This window comes from Virgisporangium aliadipatigenens, from assembly GCF_016863615.1.
Classification (GTDB): domain Bacteria; phylum Actinomycetota; class Actinomycetes; order Mycobacteriales; family Micromonosporaceae; genus Virgisporangium; species Virgisporangium aliadipatigenens.
Window position 1 is genome coordinate 79,544 of the sequence record NZ_BOPF01000014.1, and the last position, 18,109, is coordinate 97,652.

Sequence of the window (18,109 nt, forward strand, 5' to 3'; positions counted from 1 at the left end):
CCCCGGGGGTTCGCCCCTCGTAACGTATGGACGCCGAAGGGTTGGTGGATGCCGATGGGCCAGGACGTGTCACAGTCCGCGTTCACGCGCGAGGACCGTGCGCGCTACCGGCACAAGGTGCGGCGCTGCCTGGACGTATTCGCCCTGATGCTCAACGACTTCAAGTTCGACGTCGACCGGCCCACCACCGGCCTCGAGATCGAGCTCAACCTCACCGACCCGGGGTTCCAGCCGGCCATGCGCAACGCGGAGGTGCTCGCCGACCTGGCGGACCCGGCGTTCCAGACCGAGCTGGGCCAGTTCAACCTCGAGCTCAACGTCGCCCCGCGGCTCATCGCCGGCGCCGGCTTCGCCGAGTACGAGGACATCGTCCGGGCCGCCCTCCGGCACGCCGACGACCGGGCCCACAAGTCCGAGGCGAGCCTGGCGCTGATCGGCATCCTGCCCACCCTCACCCAGGCCCACACCGTGCTCGACAACCTCTCCCACAACCCGCGCTACCGGCTGCTCAACGAGCAGATCGTGGGTGCCCGGGGCGAGGACATCGTGCTCGACATCAGCGGCGTCGAGCACCTGCGCGCCGACACCGACTCGATCGCGCCCGAGGCCGCCTGCACCAGCGTCCAGTTCCACCTGCAGGTGGCGCCGGACGACTTTGCCTGCCACTGGAACGCCGCCCAGGCGATCGCCGGGGTGCAGGTCGCGCTCGGCGCCAACTCGCCGTTCCTGTTCGGGCGGCAGCTGTGGGCCGAGACCCGCATCGCCCTCTTCGAACAGGCCACCGACACGCGCTCCGACGAGCTCAAGGCGCAGGGGGTGCGCCCCCGGGTCTGGTTCGGCGAGCGCTGGATCACGTCGATCTTCGACCTCTTCGAGGAGAACGTCCGCTACTTCCCCCCGCTGCTGCCGATCTGCGACGACGAGGACCCGGTGGAGGTGCTGCGCGCCGGTGGTGCCCCGCGACTGCCGGAGTTACGCCTGCACAACGGCACCATCTACCGCTGGAACAGGCCGGTGTACGACGTCGTCAACGGCCGTCCCCACCTGCGCGTGGAGAACCGCGTGCTGCCGGCCGGACCGACCGTGCTCGACGTGCTCGCCAACGCGGCGTTCTACTTCGGGCTGGTGCGCTATCTCGCCGAGGCCGACCGGCCGATCTGGACGCAGCTGCCGTTCTCCGCCGCCGAGGAGAACTTCCACACCGCCGCCCGGGACGGGATCGAGGCGCGCGTGTGGTGGCCGCAGCGCGGCGAGAGCGCCGTTCCGGAGCTGATCCGCGAGGTGCTGCTGCCGATGGCCTACGAGGGGCTGGACCGGTTCGGCGTCGATCCGTTCCACCGGGACCGGCTGTTGCAGATCATCGAGGACCGCTGCCGGGTGCGGCGCAACGGCGCGGTGTGGCAGGTCGAGACCGTGCGCTACCTGGAGAAGGCGCACGGGTTGGACCGGCCCGCCGCGCTGCGCGAGATGCTCCGCCGCTACAGCACGTACCTGCACGCCAACGAGCCCGTACACAGCTGGCCCATCGGACAGGCGTGATTCTCCGCAGTGCTCAGCGGCGGCGGCCGCGCCGGCCCCGCGTCGTGGGTGGCTCGTCGTCGTCGCTCTTGTCCGCCTCGCCGTCGGCGTCCTTCTGGGTCGGCCACAGCGGGGTGGCCGTGCCGGTCGCCTTCGCCGGGGTGGCCTTGGCGGGCTCGGCCTTCGGCTGCTCGACGGTGTCGGTGGCGTAGGCGCTGGCGTTCGGGTCGGTGCCGGGATAGGCGCGGGAGGGTGCGTAGGCGTCCTCTTCGAGGCTCGCGTCGGCGTCCTTGTCCTTGACGGCCGCCCGGCCCTTCGCCTTGCTGCCCGCCGCGACCGGCGCCGGGGTCTTGCCGCTGAGCTCGGAGGCCCAGTCGTCGAGGTCGTCGTCCGGCGAGCTCGCGGCCGGTGTCTCGGTCTTCTCCGGCTTGGCGGCCCTCGAGGAGCGCGACCGGAACAGCCCCGACCGCTTGGCGGCGGGCGCCTCGTCCTTCGGCTCCTTGCCGGCGATCGGCTCCGCCGCCGTGGTGTCGACGGCCGGCTTCGGCTTCGGCTCGGCGAACGGGTCGCTCTCCACCGGGTCGGCCTCGGTCCCGACCGGCTTCGGCCGCCTGGCGAACCAGCTCCGCCCACCTCTCGGCCCGAGCGCCGCCACCAGCACCGAACCGGCGAGGCCGGCGATCACCGCGTACGGCGCGAACAGGTAGGCCGACCACTGCCCCAGGTCGACGTCGCCGCTGCCGGTGAGCTTCGGCGCGGCCAGCAGGTACGCCGCGGCGACCAGCAGCGGGCCGACGGCCCCGGAGGTGGCGACCCCGACCCGACCGTCCCCGCGCCGGCCGGCCCGCCACGAGGAGAGGATCCCGATAAGGAACGCGCTGGACAGCATCACCAGCACACCCGGCACGTAGAAGTCCCGCACCATGGGCCCGCCGTTGAATTTCCAGAACGCCAGCTGCGCGAGCACCGGCTCGGTGCCGTCGCGCAGCGCGTCGATGATCGCGACCAGCCCGAGCACCCACAGGTAGGCGGCCGAGGCGACGACGTTGGCCGACACCGACCGCGAACTGAGCGCGGCCAGCGCGATGACCAGCCCGACCAGCACACCGAGCACCGCGTAGCCGGCGACGGTCCACTCGTCGCCCGAGACGACCAGCTCGTCCGGCGGAATCTGCGCGGTGCGCGACATCTCCCGGGCCTGAACGGCGTGCGCCTGCACCGCGGCGAGCGGGGCCACCACGACGGCACCGACCGCCGCCCCGAACGCCAGCGTCGCCCGGAACGACGCGAGCAGGAACCCGGAGCGGTCCGGTCCCGCGCCGAATCCGGCCAGCCAGTTGGCCGTGACGGCACCGAGCACCGTCGAGTTGGCCGCGATCCACACGACCCACGCGAGGCTGGAGAGCAGTGCGATCTGGCTGTGCTGGTGGTCGGCCGGGAGCCAGACGACGATGCCGAGGCCGTATCCGACCCCGAGTTGCGCGGCACCGGCACCGGCCGCGACCCCGATCGCGGTGATGGTGGAGCCGAGCCAGCTACGTGCCGCCATGCCGCGCAGCGTACGCGCCTGTACCAAAAGCGGCGATACCTTGGCCCGCCAAGGTCGTTTTGTCGGACGACGGGTTCGGAGATCGCGGGACGGCGGCACACCGCGCGGAGCTGGGAGAATCGGGTCATGGCGGAAGATCACGGGCGTTCGGCGGGTCAGCCGGACGAGCCCGTCGGGGGGACTGCACCGCGGCCCGTGGGCGAGACGGCACCGCCGCCGGCGGACGGCACCCGCGTTCTGCCGCCGGTGGCGGCGGAGCCGGAGCGCTGGTCAGGCAGCGCGTCCGTGCGCCCACCACGGCCCGATCCGGCACCGGTCGCCTACGGGTATGAGGAGGAGCCGCTCCCGATCGGTCCCGGCGAGCGCAACTGGATGCTGCCGGTGATCGTCGGCGCGGTGGCGTTGCTGCTGCTCGGGGCGCTGCTGACCGGCCTGTGGCTGATCTTCACCGCCGATGACGACCAGGGACCGGCCCCCGACGCGTCGAGCGCGGTCGCCACCACCGGCGCGGCCCCCACCACGGCGCCCACGACCAGGGCACCGACCTCGGCCGCGCCGACGACGGAGGCGGCGCAGACGGTGCCGGTACCGAGGCTCTTGGGACTCTCCGAGGACGAGGCCCGACAGCGGCTCTCCGATGTCGGGCTTCGGGTCGAGGTGGAACGCCGGCCGGAGCCGAACGCCGACCCCGGCACGGTGGTGGAGGTCCAGCCCGGGGAGGGTACCGAGGTCGCCGCCAATTCGGTGGTACGGATCGTGGTGGCCAACGACCCGTCGCGCGGTGGGACCCGTTCGGCCAGCCCCACCCCGTTGAACGGCTGAACGCTCAGCCGACGGTGGTGCGGGAGCGGCTCTGCGCCGGCACGGTGCCGATGCGGCCGGGGCGCAGCCCTTCGAGCTGCACGAAGATGGACCGGCGCGACACCGCGTCGCCGGCCGCGTTGAGCTGGTAGCCGTCCAGCCAGGCCCAGCCGTCGTAGGTGGGCCAGTCGTGCATGCGGATCACGCGAAACAGCATCGGTTCGACGAACTGCACACTCGCGGCCCGGGTCACCCGTAAGACGTCACCGGATCGGGGAATCACGGTCGCACTCCTCGCGGTCGGTGCGCTGGTTCGCGGCCAGCGCGGAAACCGAGTCGATTGCTAGTGGGCGTCGGTCACAACCCGACGGGAACCCGATCGTTAAACGCCTCGAGTGCCCCGCCGCAACGCCCCGCCCCCGAGAAATCCGCCGAAACGTGAAGCTTCTGCCGATTTGGGAGTGAACGGGGAGTGAACAGCCTCACACGAACAGACTGCCCCATTGCCGGTCACATTGCAACTTGCAACTTCGTGACCGACGGGTAGCTTTTGGATCGCAACATTCGCCGTGCAACGTTCTCGGAGTTTCCGGGTTGATGCAGTAACGTCCGGGCGGCAGACTGAACCGGATTCGGCTGTTGATCGATCGTGCGGAGGTGCTCCGTGGCTGGCCGGCGGGGCAGTCCGACGCTGCGGCGTCGACAGTTGGGACAGGAACTTCGCCGACTCCGTGAGGTCTCCGGGGCCACCATCGACCAGGTCGCCGTGAAGCTACGGTGCTCGGCCTCGAAGATTTCCCGCATCGAGACCGGGATGTCCGGCATCAGCCAGCGCGAGGTGCGCGACATCCTGGATGCCTACGGAGTGCTCGGCGACCACGCCGAGGCCCTGGTGGAAATGGCCCGCGAGGCCAAGCAGCGCGGCTGGTGGCAGCTTTACGGCTCGGTGCTGACCAGCGCGTATGTCGGGATGGAGTCCGCCGCCGACGAGATCTGGTCCTACGAGGTCCTCGTCGTGCCCGGACTGCTGCAGACGGCCGACTACGCCCGGGCAATGATCCGGGCGGCGCGGCCGGACGACTCCGACGAAGAAATAGAGCAGCGCGTCCGTGTCCGGATGAACCGCCAATCGTTGTTGGGTCAGGATGACCCGCTCACGTTCACGGTTGTTCTCGACGAGGCGGTACTGCGCCGTCCGGTGGGTGGACCGTGGGTGATGCGGCGGCAGTTGGAACGACTCTGCGAGGCGGCCGAACTGCCGAGCGTGACCCTGCAGGTGTTGCCGTTCTCAGCGGGAGCCCATGCGGGGATGGACGGCACGTTCACCATGCTCCGTTATCGCGAATCGGCCGACCAGGATGTCGTTTTCGCGGCCAACGCGGCGGGCGGGCTGTTCCTGGAAAAGGATGAGGAACTCGATCGGTACGCCCTCATCTTCGAACTGCTCCGGGCGCGTGCCCTTACGCCGTCGGAGTCGGTCGAGATGATCGAAGGGCTGGCAAAGGAGCCGTAGTGGAAATTGAGGCAAAGGGCTTCCGGGTCAATCTCGACAACGCCGTATGGCAGAAGAGCAGCCGGAGTGGACCGTACTCCGACAACTGCGTCGAGATCGCGTTCGTGGACGGTGCTATCGCCATGCGCGACTCCAAGCACCCGACCGGCCCGGTGCTGGTGTTCACGCCCGCGGAATGGGACGCCTTCGTCGAGGGCGCCAAGGACGGGGAGTTCGACCTGGACGATTGAACCGTCCTCCTTTCGCTCGTGCGCTGGCCTCGCCGGGGTGCCCTCCCTGCGGCGGGGCCGGTGTGCGTTCTGGGGCGTTCTCGCGACTTTGTTCTTGTATGCCGGTAAGCGTCGCCCTTGTCCGTTCTGTTCGTTGTACCAGACGGCTGCGGAGGATGCCGCGCCAACGCGCACCAGAGGGATAAGAGGCAGCGAGATGACCATTGGCCCCGACAACCTGGGAAACGGCTCGGCCAAGACCGAGGACCGGTTCTCCGGGCAGCTCGGTTACCGGCCGCGCGGCTCCCGCGACAACGGCTCTTCGGTGAACGGCACCAACGGGCACAACGGCCACAACGGCCACGGCACCCACAACGGCCACAACGGGTCCGACCCGCTGGGCGGCCCCCTCGACGGGCTCGTCGACGAACTCAAGCAGCGCAACGGCATGCCCGGCATCGACCGGCTCAGCGCCCCGCTCGACATCGCGAACCCGCTCGACATGGGCAGCCCGCTGGACATCGCCCACCCGATCGCGGCCACGCTGACCCAGCCGAAGCTCGCCGAGCCCGCCATCCTGCGGGAGCCGGCGTTCCGCGCGGATCCGTACGGTGTGGACACGACGTTCCCGAACGAGCCGTTCGCGAGCGAGCCCTTCCCCAACGAGCCGTTCTCCAGCGAACCGTTCCCGAGCGAGCCGACGTTCCCGAGCGAGGCGTGGCTGGAGGCGGCGACCGGCAGCATCGCCGATCACCCGCTGCTGCGCGGCCTCCTCCTGGAACTCCCGCCGAAGGGCTCGCCGCTGCGCGCCCAGTACCTCGAACGGTGGTTCGAGGCGGCGCGCTCGATCCTGGAACTGCTGTACCGCTACGAGCCGGACAACGACTGAGTTCAGACGGGAAAGGTTTCGGTCGTCGACCACTCTGGGCCGCCCTGCACGGTCCGCGGGCCAGAGTGTGTCGAAGCGGCCGGGGCCGGGGCAGGCGGCGGGGACCACAGACGCAGCCGCTGAGCGGCGAAGCGGAGCAGATACTCCGGATTGAGCAACACATACCGGCGCCACAGCCGGCGCGGGTCCTGCGTGAGCCGCCACAGCCACTCCAGCGCATGCCGTTGCATCCACGCCGGCGGCGCTTTCAGCGTTCCCGCGAAATAGTCGAAGGCGGCACCGACCGCCAGCAACGGCATCGCCAGGTGCGGACGCAGGGCGTGGGCGAAGATCTCCTGCCGGGGGCAGCCGAGGCCGACCAGGACGAGCCGGGCTCCCGAGGCCCGGATCCGGTCGGCGATCTCGGCGTCCTCACCCGGTCGCGCCGCGCGGAAACCGGACGGTTCCAGCCCCGCCAGCTCTATCCGGGGGAACGCGGTGAGCAGCGCCGTCCGCAATCTTTCGAGCGTCCGCGGCGTCGAGCCGTACAGATATACCGGCAGCCCCTCGTCGGCGGCGCGGGCCAGCACCTCGCGCATCAGCCGCGGCCCGTAGACCCGGTCGGCGAGGCCGCTGCGATGGAGGGCGTTGAGCGCCCAGCGCACCGGCTGCCCGTCCGGCGTCACCAGGTCGAACGAGTTCAGCCGCGCGCGATGCGCCGGATCGTGCACGCCGGTCATCACCCCGTGCACGGCCAGGGCGGTCGCGGCGAACGGGCGGCGGTGCCGGGCGGCGTCCAGCACGCGGGCGACCGCGGCCGCGTAGTCCACCGCGTCGACCAGCACCCCGAGCACACTGTGCCGGCCGCGGTCGATCATCTCGTGGGGGTCCAGCGGTCGCGGTTCGCGTCGTGGATCTCGTACAGGATGTCGAGCACGTCGTAGGTCGGCCGCCAGCCGGGGTGCTCGGCGGTGAAGCGGGCGTTCGAGCCGATCCACCAGCGGTGGTCGCCGGGGCGCGGCCGGTCGGCGTAGGAGCGCTCGAGTTCCTCGCCGGTGATCTTCTCGACCAGTTCGATCGCCTCCAGCACGCTGCAGTTGGCGTGCCGCCCGCCGCCCAGGTTGTACACGGCGGCCGGCCGCGGCTCCCGCCAGAACGCCTCGAACGCCCGCACCACGTCGCGGGAGTGCAGCGTGTCGCGCACCTGTTTCCCGCCGTGCCCGACGACGGTGTACGGCCGGCGCGTCATCGCACAGCGCATCAGATACCCCAGGAACCCGTGCAGGTGCGCGGCCGAGTGTGCCGGGCCGGTCAGCGTGCCCGCCCGGAAGCACGCGGTCCGCATACCGAAGTACCGCCCGTACTCCTGCACCAGAACGTCGGCCGCGAGCTTCGAGGCGCCGAAGAGGGAATGCAGGCTCGCGTCCACGGGCATCTCTTCGGGGACGCCGCCGGCGTACGGATGGGACGCCGCCAGTTCGAACCGGGTGTCCAACTCGACCAGGGGGAGGTCGTTCGGGCGGTCGCCGTACACCTTGTTGGTGGAGCAGTGCACGAACGGCGCTTCCGGGCAGTGTTCGCGGGCGTTCTGGAGCAGGTTCAGGGTGCCCGTGGCGTTCACGTCGAAGTCGGTGAACGGATCGCGGGCCGCCCAGTCGTGGGACGGCTGCGCGGCCGTGTGGATCACCACGGAGACGGCGTCGCCGTAGCGGCGGAACGCGCGGGCCAGCGCCTCGCGGTCCCGGATGTCCAGGGTCAGGTGGGTGTAGGCCGGGCCGAGGTCGCGGGAGAGCCGCCGGGCGTTCCACGCCGTCGACGCGTCGGCGCCGAAGAACGAGCTCCGCAGGTCGTTGTCGATTCCGACGACCTCGAAACCGAGTGCGGCGAAGTGCCGGACCGATTCCGAACCGATAAGTCCGGCGGAGCCCGTTACGAAAGCGACGCTCAACGCGTCCAACTGATGTCAGACTTGGTCATACCCCAGTAACGACGGGGGGCCGCGGGAGATGTGTCATCAAAAAGCGGCAGACCCGTACCGAAGTACGGGCCTGCCGGCTGGTGGGGAAGGGGGGAGTTGAACCCCCACACCCTTTCGGGTACACGGACCTGAACCGTGCGCGTCTGCCATTCCGCCACTTCCCCATGGCTGCTTGGCGAGAGTAAATCGCGAAGAAGCGTTACTCTGCCCTGCGACGCCCCGGAAGAGTAGCACGGGACGACCGGTCGGCGTGCATACGGGCGAGCCGCGCCCGGATACCATCATGTCCTCGGGACCCGAGGAGGAGCCGGTGAGTGTGCTACAGCGCTTCGAGAAGCGCCTAGAAGGTCTGGTCGAAGGGGCCTTCGCCAAGGTCTTCAAGGGGGTCGTCCACCCCGTGGAGATCCTCAACGCCATGCAGAGGGAGGCCGAAGCGCATAAGGCCATCCTGGCCGGTGGTCGCACGCTCGTGCCCAACCGATACGTGATCGACCTGTCGCCGTACGACCACAGCCGGCTCGCGCCGTACGCGGCCGCGCTGGCCCAGGAGCTCGCGCAGTCGCAGGCCGAGTTCATCGGCGAGCAGGGCTGGACGGTCTACGGCGACGTCATCGTCGAGATCGAACGGGGCGAGGGGCTCGACACCGGCATGTTCCGGGTGACGGCCGAGGTGTACACCGGCGGGGACGTCGCGCCGCAGCCGTACTCGGAGCCGGCCCCCGATCCGTACAGCGGGTACCAACCGGCCGGCGGTGCCGGACCCGGCGGGCAGGCCCGTAACGTTCGCCTGATGTCGAGCGACGGGCGCGCGTATCCGCTGTCCATGGGCTCGACGGTGATCGGCCGGGGCGACCAGGCCAACCTCCGTCTGCCCGACGTGGGTATCTCGCGTCGGCACGCCCGTCTGGACTTCGACGGAAGTCAGGTGGTGCTGACCGACCTCGGATCCACGAACGGGACTATGGTCAACGGGCAGCGGGTCTCCGCCGTCGCTCTCAGCCCCGGCGACGTGGTGCAGCTCGGCACCACGACGCTCACGTTCCGGATGGATTGAGCCTGTGCGCCTGAGTCAGAGTTCCGTAGCGGTCAGAGGACGAGGACGGGGATAGGCGGTCCATGCCGGAGTTCGTCCTCACCGTCGCCCGTTACGGGTTCCTCGTGCTGCTGTGGATCTTCGTATTCACGGTGGTCGGGGTCATTCGTCGTGACCTTTTCGCCGGCACACGGGCCAACCGGATCGTCGCCGCACCACGCGGTGTGGGTCCGGTGGCGCCCGCTGGCGGCGGCCGGCAGGCCCGGGTCCCCCGACGGGGCCGGGTAGCCCGTCAGGCCGTCGTGACGGCGGGGGCACTGGCCGGTACGCGGATCACTCTCGCCGAGGCGCCGATCACGATCGGCCGGGCGGAGGATTCCACCCTTGTGATCACCGACGACTACGCTTCCGCACGACACGCTCGTCTCGTTCCGCGAGAAGGGCAGTGGTACATCGAGGATCTCGGCTCGACCAACGGCACCTACCTCGACCGGGGCAAGGTGTCGGCTCCCACCCCCGTCCCCCTCGGCGTGCCGATTCGCATCGGCCGCACATCGATCGAGTTACGGCCATGACACTTACCTTGCGGTACGCGGCACGCAGTGACCGCGGCCTGATCCGGGGCGGAAACCAGGATTCCGTCTACGCCGGGCCGCGGCTGCTAGCCGTTGCCGACGGCATGGGCGGCATGGCCGCCGGTGACGTCGCGAGCAACATCGTCATCGGCACCATGGCGCCGCTGGACGAGGACGTTCCCGGCGGTGCGCTGCTCGACGCCCTACGTGGCATGGTCGATTCGGCCAACCAGCAGATCCGGGACACCGTCGAGGCCAATCCCCAGATGGAGGGGATGGGCACGACCCTCACCGCGATGCTCTTCGCCGGCTCCAAGCTCGGCATGGTGCATATCGGGGACTCGCGCGCATATCTGCTGCGCGACGGCGACTTCAATCAGATCACCAAGGACGACACGTACGTCCAGATGCTGATCGACGAGGGCCGGATCAGTCCCGAGGAGGCGGACACCCATCCGCAGCGCCACCTGCTCTACAGGGCGCTGGACGGGCGGGACGCCGAGCCGGAGTACTCGGTCCGCGAGGCGCGCAACGGCGACCGGTATCTGCTGTGCAGCGACGGCCTCTCCGGCGTCGTCAGCGCGGAGACCATCGCCAACACGCTGCGCGAGTACGTCGATCCCAACCAGTGCGCCGAGCGCCTGGTGCAGCTGGCCCTGCGCGGCGGCGGACCGGACAACATCACGGTCATCATCGCCGACGTCACCGACCAGGACATCATGGAGCTGGCGCCGATCGTCGGCGGTGCGGCGGCGCAGGACCGGGGCAACACCACCTCGGCCGACGAGACGCTCTCCGCCGCTCGCGCGTCCGCCGTCACCAGTCCGCGTCCGTCGACGCCGGAGCCCGCCGACGACACGTACGACGACGAGGGCGAACGCCCCCGACGCCGGCCGCTGCGAGCACTGGTGCTGGTGACGCTGCTGGTCGTGATGCTCGGCGGCACGCTGTACGGCGGCTGGTACTACACCCAGACGCGGTACTACGTCGGCGTCGAAGACGGCAACGTCGCCATCTTCAAGGGCGTTCCGAGCAAGATCGCCGGCCTGAAGCTCTACTCGTTGCACTCCCGCAGTGCCACGAAGGCCAGCGACCTGAACCCCGTTGCGCAGGAGGCCGTGCGTAAGGGCGTGCCCGCCAACAACGAGGCCGACGCCCAGAAGAAGATGGACGAGCTGGTCAAGGGTCAGCTGAAGGCCTGCCCGCCCAGCCCGATGCCCTCCGGCGGCACGGATCCGTCGCCGACCGACTCCGCCGGCACACCCGGCACCTCGGTGGTTCCGCCGAGCGGCAGCGCGTCGGTGGGCGCGGGCAGCGCCACGGCGTCCGCCAGCAGCGTGCCCCCGTCGACCGCACCGGCCGCCAGCGTGTCGAGCAGCGTCCCGTCTCCGACGCCGACCAACTGCAAGAACCCGTAACGACGACGCCGAGGACGACGACTGACGTGACCGCCCCCGTAGCACCGGCTCCGCCGCCGGCACCCGGAAACCCTGTGACCGGGCAGTTGCGCGCGGCCACGTCGGGTTTCCAGCTCGCCACCCGGCGCAACGTCGAACTGGCCCTGCTGCTGTTCGTCATGGTGCTGCTGCTGGGCTACGCCGCCGCTGTCGAGGCCGCCGTCATCGAGGAGATCACCGGCGACTTCTGGGTGCAGACGGCCACGCTCGGCGTGCTGTTCTTCGCCGCCCACTTGGCGGTGCGGTTCCTCGCGCCGAACGCCGACCCGGTGCTGCTGCCGGCGGTGGCGTTCATCAACGGGCTGGGTGTGCTCTTCCTGCGGCGGGTCGACTACGCGTACCTCACGAAGGCGAAGGTGGCGCTGCGGGCGGACTTCTCGCCCTGGGCCGGCCTCGGCGGCAAGCAACTGCTGTGGACCGTCATCGCGCTGGTCTTCGCCATCGTGATCCTGGTGGTGGTGCGCGATCACAAGTCGATGTCGAAGTACGCGTACACCCTCGGTCTGCTCGGCATCATCCTGGTGCTGATCCCCGCGCTGCTGCCCGCCTCGCTGGCTCAGCGCGAGGGCCAGAGCAACGGCGCCAAGCTGTGGATCCGGGTCGGCTCGTACTCGATCCAGCCCGGTGAGTTCGCGAAGATCATGCTGCTCGTCTTCTTCGCCTACTACCTGGTGAAGAAGCGCGAGGTGCTGTCGCTCGCGAGCCGCCGGTTCCTCGGGATCGACTTCCCGCGCGGGCGCGACCTCGGGCCGGTCATCACGGTCTGGGTGCTGAGCCTCATGATCCTGGTGTTCGTGAAGGACCTCGGCACCTCGCTGATGTACTTCGGGATGTTCGTCGTCACCGTGTACATCGCGACCGAACGCGCCAGTTGGCTCATCATCGGCCTCGGGCTGTTCCTCGGGGGCGCGTTCCTCGCGTACTTCCTGGGCGCCTCCGTCGGTGGGCCGTTCGCCAACTTCTACACCCGTGCGGAGATCTGGCTCGATCCGTTCGCGGATCCGTCGGGCGACGGGTATCAGCTCGTCCAATCATTACTAGGGCTGGGCCAAGGCGGGCTGTTCGGCGAGGGGCCCGGCAACGGCAGTCCCCGGTTCATCCCCGAGGTGCAAAACGACCTGATCTTCGCCGGCCTCGGCGAGGAGATCGGCCTGTTCGGGCTGACCGCCATCCTGATGGTCTACCTGCTCATCGTCGAACGCGGCCTGCGTACCGCGCTCGGCGTCCGGGACGCGTTCGGGAAGCTGTTCGCCGGCGGGATGTCGTTCACGCTGGGGTTGCAGGTGTTCGTCATTGTTGGCGGAGTGACCAGACTGATCCCGTTGACCGGCCAGACGACGCCGTTCATGTCGGCGGGCGGTTCGTCGCTGATGGCCAACTGGATCCTGATCTTCCTGTTGCTGCGCATCTCGGACGCCGCCCGTAATCCGGCGTCGACGAGCGCCTCCGCCCGCCCGGGCGTGGGCCGCCGCAACCCGCCCGAGCAGCTGCACGACGCGCCGACGGAGATGATTCGATGAGCGCGCGATTCGTTGCCGCGCCGCTGCGTGGGAGGCACCGATGAGTACGCAAGGGGGCTTCAACGCGCCCCTGCGCCGCGTCGGGGTCGTGACGTTGGTCCTGTTCGGGATGCTGTTCGTCAACCTCAACTACGTGCAGGGCGTCAAGGCCAAGGACTACCGCACCAGCGACTACAACGCGCGGGTGCAGACGGCCGAGTACGACGTCGAGCGCGGCAAGATCATCGTGGGCGACACGGCGGTGGCCGAGAGCAAGGAGACCACGGACAGCCTGAAGTACCTGCGCACCTACCCCGGTGGCGAGATGTACGCGCACGTCGTCGGGTTCCGCGGGGTCAACATCGGATCGTCCGGCGTCGAGAAGCTCGAGGACGAGTACCTCAGCGGCAACTCCGACGCCCAGTTCGCCGACCGGATCTCCGAGATGTTCACCGGCCAGAAGCCCGGTGGCAACGTGGTGCTGAGCCTCTCCAAGGGGGCGCAGGAGACCGCGTGGAAGGAACTGACCGGCCAGAAGCTCAGCAAGACCGGCGCCGCGGTCGCCATCGACCCGCGCACCGGCGCGATCCTGGCCGCGGTGTCGTTCCCCAGCTACGACCCCGGCCCGTACGCCAGCCACGACACGAAGGTGGCGGTCGACGCCAAGACCAAGGTCGAGAGCGACAAGGAGCTGAAGCCCTCGCTCAACCGGGCCTTCTCCGACCGGTTCCCGCCCGGCTCCACGTTCAAGGTGATCACCTCGGCGGCGGCGCTGGCCAACGGCGCGACGCCGGAGACGGTGATGCAGGCGGGCAACAACTACCAGCCGCCGCAGACCAGCAACTTCTCGATCAAGAACTCCTCGCAGAACACCTGCCCGGAGCCGAGCATCACGCTGAAGCAGGCGCTGACGGTCTCCTGCAACACCTCCTTCGCCCGGTACGCCGTCGAGTCGCTCGGCCCGGACAAGCTCAAGGAGATGGGGCGCAACTTCGGGTTCGAGGAGATCCCGCACATCGAACGGGACGACAAGAACTTCGCATTCGGAGTCGCGAAGAGCGAGATGGGCACGATGAGCGGCCCCGACGGCAAGGTCGACCCGCCCGCGCTCGCCCAGTCCGCGATCGGTCAGCGGGAGGTCAAGATGACCCCGCTGCAGGGCGCGATGATCGCGGCGACGGTCGCCAACAACGGCTCGCAGATGCGCCCCTACCTGGTGCAGGAGCTGAAGACCTACGACCTGACGACGACGCACTTCACGGCGCAGCCCAAGGAGTTGCGCCGCTCGTGCACGCCGGCGATCTCCCGCGACCTGCAGGACATGATGGTCAACGTCGTCGAGAACGGCACCGGCAAGAAGGCCCGCATCAACGGGTTCAAGGTCGGGGGCAAGACCGGTACCGCGGACGGCGCCGAGGAAGAGGGCGCGCACGGCTGGTTCATCGGGTTCGTGATGAAGGACGACAAGCCGATCATCGCGACCGCTGTCTTCCTGCAGAACGCCGGCAAGGGCGGCAGTGGCGAGGCCGCCCGCATCTCCGGCGAGATCATGAAGTCGTACATCGCCGAGAAGGGCCTCTCGTGATGGGGTGGGCACGATGCTGACTCCCGGCGGCATGCTGGGTGGCCGATACAAGTTGGACGAGCGCATCGCCGGCGGCGGCATGGGCGACGTCTGGAAGGCCACCGACGAGGTGCTCGGCCGCGTCGTCGCCGTCAAGGTGCTGCTCGCGGCGCTGCTCGAGGAGCCCGGCTTCGCCGAACGCTTCCGGGCCGAGGCGCGCACCATGGCCACGATCAACCACCCCGGCGTCGTGGACATCTACGACTACGGCAACGAGAACGGCACCGCGTTCCTGGTGATGGAGTACATCGAGGGCGACGCGCTCTCCCGTACCCTCGCCCGGGTCACCCGGCTCACGCCGGGGCGCACCATGGCGCTGATCGCCCAGGCGGCCGACGCCCTGCACGCCGCGCACGAGAAGGGCATCGTCCACCGCGACGTGAAGCCCGGAAACCTGCTGGTGCGCCCCAACGGCACGCTGGTGCTCACGGACTTCGGCATCGCCCGTTCGGCGGCGATCGGTCAGCTGACGCAGCCCGGTTCGGTGCTCGGCACGGCCTCGTACATCTCGCCGGAGCAGGCGGCCGGGCAGGGCGCCTCGCCGCTGTCCGACGTCTACGCGCTCGGTGTGGTGGCGTTCCAGTGCCTGGCCGGGCGGCGGCCGTTCGAGGGGGAGAACCCGCTCGAGATCGCGATGAAGCACGTGCGCGATGCCCCGCCGCCGCTGCCGCCGGATGTTCCGCACCCGGCCCGGCTGATCGTCGAACGGGCCATGGCGAAGGAACCGTCGCAGCGCTTCTCCAGCGCGGCCGAGATGGCGCACGTCGCCCGCCAGGCGGCGGCCCAGCTGTCCTCGCCGCAGACCGGCTACACGCCGACCGGCCAGACGTCCGCCCCGCCGGCGGGTCCCGTCTCGGGTGGGCCGGCGTCGCAGGTGTCGGGCGTTCCGGCCGGGCCGGTCTCCGGTGTGCCGGGCGCGCCGACGTCGGGTGCGCCCCACCAGGTCTCCGGGCCGCCGGTGAGCGGTCCGGTGTCGGGGCCGCCGAAGCAGGAGTTCGAGGGCGGGCCGGCCGGTACTCAGGTGCTGCCGCCGGGTGCGTTCCCGGAGGCCGCGCAGCAGGCGCCGGTCGGGCAGGGCAACGCGGCTCCGGGGCAGTTCGCCCGCGGGGTCGCCGGTGCGCCGCCGGCCGCGTCAAACAATCCCGACACCGGTTACACGTACGTCGGCACCGGCCCGGTGCAGACCGCCAACCAGCCGGGATTCCCCAGTTCCCACCCGTCGCCCGGTGCAACCAATGGGCGACGCCCGAACGTCATTCTCATCGGCGGTCTGGTGGCGGCTGTCCTTGCGCTGCTCTGTATCGGTGGCGGGGCGTTCTGGCTGAGCAGCCTCAACGGGGACGACAAGCCAGGGGCGAACCCCCCGGCTTCGACGGCGGCCTCGGCCGGGCCGACCGGCCCGGTCAAGGACATCGACTGCAGGGGGATGAAGGACAAGAGGGCGCCGAGCGTCGAGAAGGCGCTCAAGGAGCAGGGCTTCACGGTGAAGGTGACCAAGGTCGACGAGCCCGGTGAAGCGGACACCGTTGTCGAGGTGCCCTGTTCGGCTCCGGAAGGTTCCGAGGTAGAGATGAAGGTGCGGTCCGGTAACGGCGCCGGCGGTAGGGCCACGCCGACCCCGTGCTCGACCGGCGTCTTCGGCGGTATCGGCGGAAACCGCACCTGTCCGCCCCAGTAGGTGACTCATCGTGACGTGGCAAGGTAATACCGATGACCGAAGAAGGACGAGAGACGACATGACCGCGCAGGCCCGCCTTCTGGGCGGGAGGTACCAGGTCGGCGAGCTCCTCGGCTTCGGCGGCATGGCCGAGGTGCACCGTGGTCGTGATCTGCGGCTCGGCCGGGACGTGGCGATCAAGACGCTGCGTCACGACCTCGCACGGGACGCGACGTTCCAGATGCGGTTCCAACGGGAGGCACAAAACTCCGCCTCACTCAACCACCCGGCGATCGTGGCTGTCTACGACACCGGTGAGGAGATCGGCTCCAGCGGCGAGAAGCTGCCCTACATCGTCATGGAGTTCGTCAACGGTCGGACGTTGAAGGAGGTGCTCGGCGTCGAGGGACGGCTCCAGTCCCGGCGTGCGCTCGAACTCACCGCCGACGTCTGCTCCGCCCTGGACTTCAGCCACCGGCACGGGATCATCCACCGGGACATCAAGCCCGGAAACGTGATGATGACCCAGACCGGCCAGGTCAAGGTCATGGACTTCGGTATCGCGCGGGCCCTGGCCAGCGGTGCGAGCACGATGACCCAGACCTCGGCCGTGATCGGCACCGCGCAGTACCTGTCTCCGGAGCAGGCGCGCGGCGAGGCCGTCGACGCCCGCAGCGACGTCTATGCGACCGGCTGCCTCATCTTCGAACTGCTCACCGGCCAGCCGCCGTTTGTCGGCGACAACCCGGTGAGCGTCGCCTACCAGCACGTGCGGGAGGAGCCCCGCGCACCGAGCGAGCTCAATCCCGACGTCACGCCCGAGATCGACTCGGTGGTGCTGAAGGCCCTCGCGAAGAACCCGGCCAACCGTTACCAGAGCGCCGGCGAGATGCGCGCCGACCTGCTGCGTGCCGCGGCCGGTCGCCCGGTCTCGGCCCCGCCGGTGATGTCCGAGGACCAGCGCACCGCGATGATGGCCCCGCAGCAGCGGGTGGCCGGTCCGCCGACCCGCCCGGTGGCGCGGGTGGCCGACCGGCGTCAGCAGAAGAACGGCGCCACCGCGATCGTGGTGTTGATCACAATCCTGGGCATGCTGGCGTTCGGCGCACTGGGGCTGGGGCTGTACCTGGCCAACCAGAGCAGTGACGTCAGCGTTCCCGACCTCACCGGCAAGACCGCCCAGGAGGCGGAGAAGCTGCTGGCGGACCAGAAGCTGCGCGGGAAGTCGGGCAACGCGCCGGACAACTGCGACCAGAAGACGATGAAGGACAAGGTCGTCGCCCAGCAACCGGCGAAGGACACCTCCGTCGCCGAGGGCACCGAGATCAGCTACCAGGTCTGTCGCGGCCCGGGTGAGACGACGGTGCCCAACCTCGTCGGCAAGAACCGGGCGCAGGCGCAGAAGGAACTGGACGACCGCAAGCTCAGGGCGGAGTTCAAGGAGGTCTCCGACAAGGCGCCGGTCGGCCAGGTCGTCTCGACCAGCCCGGGCGGCGGGGACGCGATCAAGGAGGGCGCGACCGTCACGGTCAACCTCTCCAAGGGCGACCAGAAGCAGATGCCCAGCCTCAAGGGCAAGAGCCGGGCGCAGGCCGAGCAGGAGCTCGAGGGCGCGGGCATCGACTACCGGGTGGTGGAGCAGACCACCACCAACTCGTCCGACTTCGGCAGGGTGATCAGCACGGACCCGGGGGCCGGCGCGACGGTCCGGTCCGGTCAAACGGTGACTGTCAACGTGGGCAAGCAACAGGCAGCACCGTCGAGCGCACCGCCGTCGTCGCCGAGCGGCAGCCCGTCACCGAACCCGTAGCCTCACCAGATACGAGAA

16 protein-coding genes and 1 tRNA gene are annotated in these 18,109 nt (G+C 69.7%); 12 read left to right on the forward strand and 5 right to left on the reverse strand.

Going from position 1 to position 18,109, the window contains the following annotated elements; translation table 11 throughout:
• Positions 1-54 precede the first annotated feature (54 nt).
• Positions 55-1,539 (forward strand): glutamate-cysteine ligase family protein, encoded by a 1,485-nt coding sequence (locus Val02_RS20385; protein WP_203900894.1) that lies wholly within the window; start codon positions 55-57, stop codon positions 1,537-1,539.
• Between the two features lie 13 nt (positions 1,540-1,552).
• On the opposite strand, the gene Val02_RS20390 is transcribed toward Val02_RS20385, so the two are convergent.
• Positions 1,553-3,067, reverse strand: coding sequence for a hypothetical protein (locus Val02_RS20390; RefSeq protein ID WP_203900720.1), 1,515 nt, complete (start codon positions 3,065-3,067; stop codon positions 1,553-1,555).
• A gap of 126 nt (positions 3,068-3,193) precedes the next feature.
• Between Val02_RS20390 and Val02_RS20395 the strand changes: the two genes are divergently transcribed.
• Entirely contained in the window at positions 3,194-3,889 is a 696-nt protein-coding gene (locus Val02_RS20395; protein ID WP_203900721.1) for a PASTA domain-containing protein, read from the forward strand.
• Positions 3,890-3,893: 4 nt separating this feature from the next.
• On the opposite strand, the gene Val02_RS20400 is transcribed toward Val02_RS20395, so the two are convergent.
• Positions 3,894-4,151 (reverse strand): hypothetical protein, encoded by a 258-nt coding sequence (locus Val02_RS20400; protein WP_203900722.1) that lies wholly within the window; start codon positions 4,149-4,151, stop codon positions 3,894-3,896.
• 381 nt (positions 4,152-4,532) lie between these two features.
• Between Val02_RS20400 and Val02_RS20405 the strand changes: the two genes are divergently transcribed.
• The 3 genes from Val02_RS20405 (at position 4,533) to Val02_RS20415 (ending at position 6,479) form a co-directional block, all read left to right on the forward strand.
• Positions 4,533-5,381, forward strand: a complete 849-nt coding sequence (locus Val02_RS20405) for a helix-turn-helix domain-containing protein (RefSeq protein WP_203900723.1) — start codon at positions 4,533-4,535, stop codon at positions 5,379-5,381.
• A complete protein-coding gene (locus tag Val02_RS20410; RefSeq protein ID WP_203900724.1) occupies positions 5,381-5,611 on the forward strand; it encodes a DUF397 domain-containing protein in 231 nt (76 codons plus the stop codon). Before Val02_RS20405 ends, Val02_RS20410 begins: the two co-directional genes overlap by 1 nt.
• A 196-nt stretch (positions 5,612-5,807) precedes the next feature.
• A complete protein-coding gene (locus tag Val02_RS20415) occupies positions 5,808-6,479 on the forward strand; it encodes a hypothetical protein (RefSeq protein WP_203900917.1) in 672 nt (223 codons plus the stop codon).
• A 2-nt stretch (positions 6,480-6,481) separates the two neighbouring features.
• Here the strand turns inward: Val02_RS20415 and Val02_RS20420 are convergent, their stop codons facing one another.
• The 3 genes from Val02_RS20420 to Val02_RS20430 form a co-directional block, all read right to left on the reverse strand.
• A complete protein-coding gene (locus Val02_RS20420; RefSeq protein ID WP_203900725.1) occupies positions 6,482-7,336 on the reverse strand; it encodes a WecB/TagA/CpsF family glycosyltransferase in 855 nt (284 codons plus the stop codon).
• A complete protein-coding gene (locus Val02_RS20425; RefSeq protein ID WP_203900726.1) occupies positions 7,333-8,406 on the reverse strand; it encodes an NAD-dependent epimerase/dehydratase family protein in 1,074 nt (357 codons plus the stop codon). The genes Val02_RS20420 and Val02_RS20425 overlap by 4 nt, the downstream gene beginning before the upstream one ends.
• A gap of 108 nt (positions 8,407-8,514) precedes the next feature.
• A tRNA-Leu gene (locus tag Val02_RS20430) sits at positions 8,515-8,600 on the reverse strand.
• A gap of 119 nt (positions 8,601-8,719) precedes the next feature.
• Here Val02_RS20430 and Val02_RS20435 point away from each other — a divergent pair.
• The 7 genes from Val02_RS20435 to pknB all read left to right on the forward strand — a co-directional run bounded on the left by Val02_RS20435 (position 8,720) and on the right by pknB (position 18,091).
• Entirely contained in the window at positions 8,720-9,490 is a 771-nt protein-coding gene (locus Val02_RS20435; protein ID WP_203900727.1) for an FHA domain-containing protein, read from the forward strand.
• Between the two features lie 62 nt (positions 9,491-9,552).
• Complete coding sequence (locus Val02_RS20440; protein ID WP_203900728.1) at positions 9,553-10,044, forward strand: FHA domain-containing protein FhaB/FipA; 492 nt, start codon at positions 9,553-9,555, stop codon at positions 10,042-10,044.
• Positions 10,041-11,462: a PP2C family protein-serine/threonine phosphatase gene (locus tag Val02_RS20445; protein ID WP_203900729.1), complete on the forward strand. Its 1,422-nt coding sequence runs from the start codon at positions 10,041-10,043 to the stop codon at positions 11,460-11,462. Before Val02_RS20440 ends, Val02_RS20445 begins: the two co-directional genes overlap by 4 nt.
• Before the next feature lie 26 nt (positions 11,463-11,488).
• Positions 11,489-13,021 carry an FtsW/RodA/SpoVE family cell cycle protein gene (locus tag Val02_RS20450; protein WP_373317918.1) on the forward strand — a complete coding sequence of 511 codons (1,533 nt, stop codon included), beginning with the start codon at positions 11,489-11,491 and terminating at the stop codon, positions 13,019-13,021.
• Between the two features lie 40 nt (positions 13,022-13,061).
• Positions 13,062-14,585: a peptidoglycan D,D-transpeptidase FtsI family protein gene (locus Val02_RS20455; protein ID WP_203900730.1), complete on the forward strand. Its 1,524-nt coding sequence runs from the start codon at positions 13,062-13,064 to the stop codon at positions 14,583-14,585.
• 13 nt (positions 14,586-14,598) lie between these two features.
• On the forward strand, positions 14,599-16,302 hold the full coding sequence (locus tag Val02_RS20460; RefSeq protein ID WP_203900731.1) for a serine/threonine-protein kinase: 1,704 nt from the start codon (positions 14,599-14,601) through the stop codon (positions 16,300-16,302).
• Positions 16,303-16,360: 58 nt separating this feature from the next.
• The gene (pknB, locus tag Val02_RS20465) at positions 16,361-18,091 is read left to right on the forward strand and encodes a Stk1 family PASTA domain-containing Ser/Thr kinase (protein ID WP_203900732.1); all 1,731 of its coding nucleotides are present in this window, start codon (positions 16,361-16,363) and stop codon (positions 18,089-18,091) included.
• Positions 18,092-18,109: the final 18 nt, after the last annotated feature.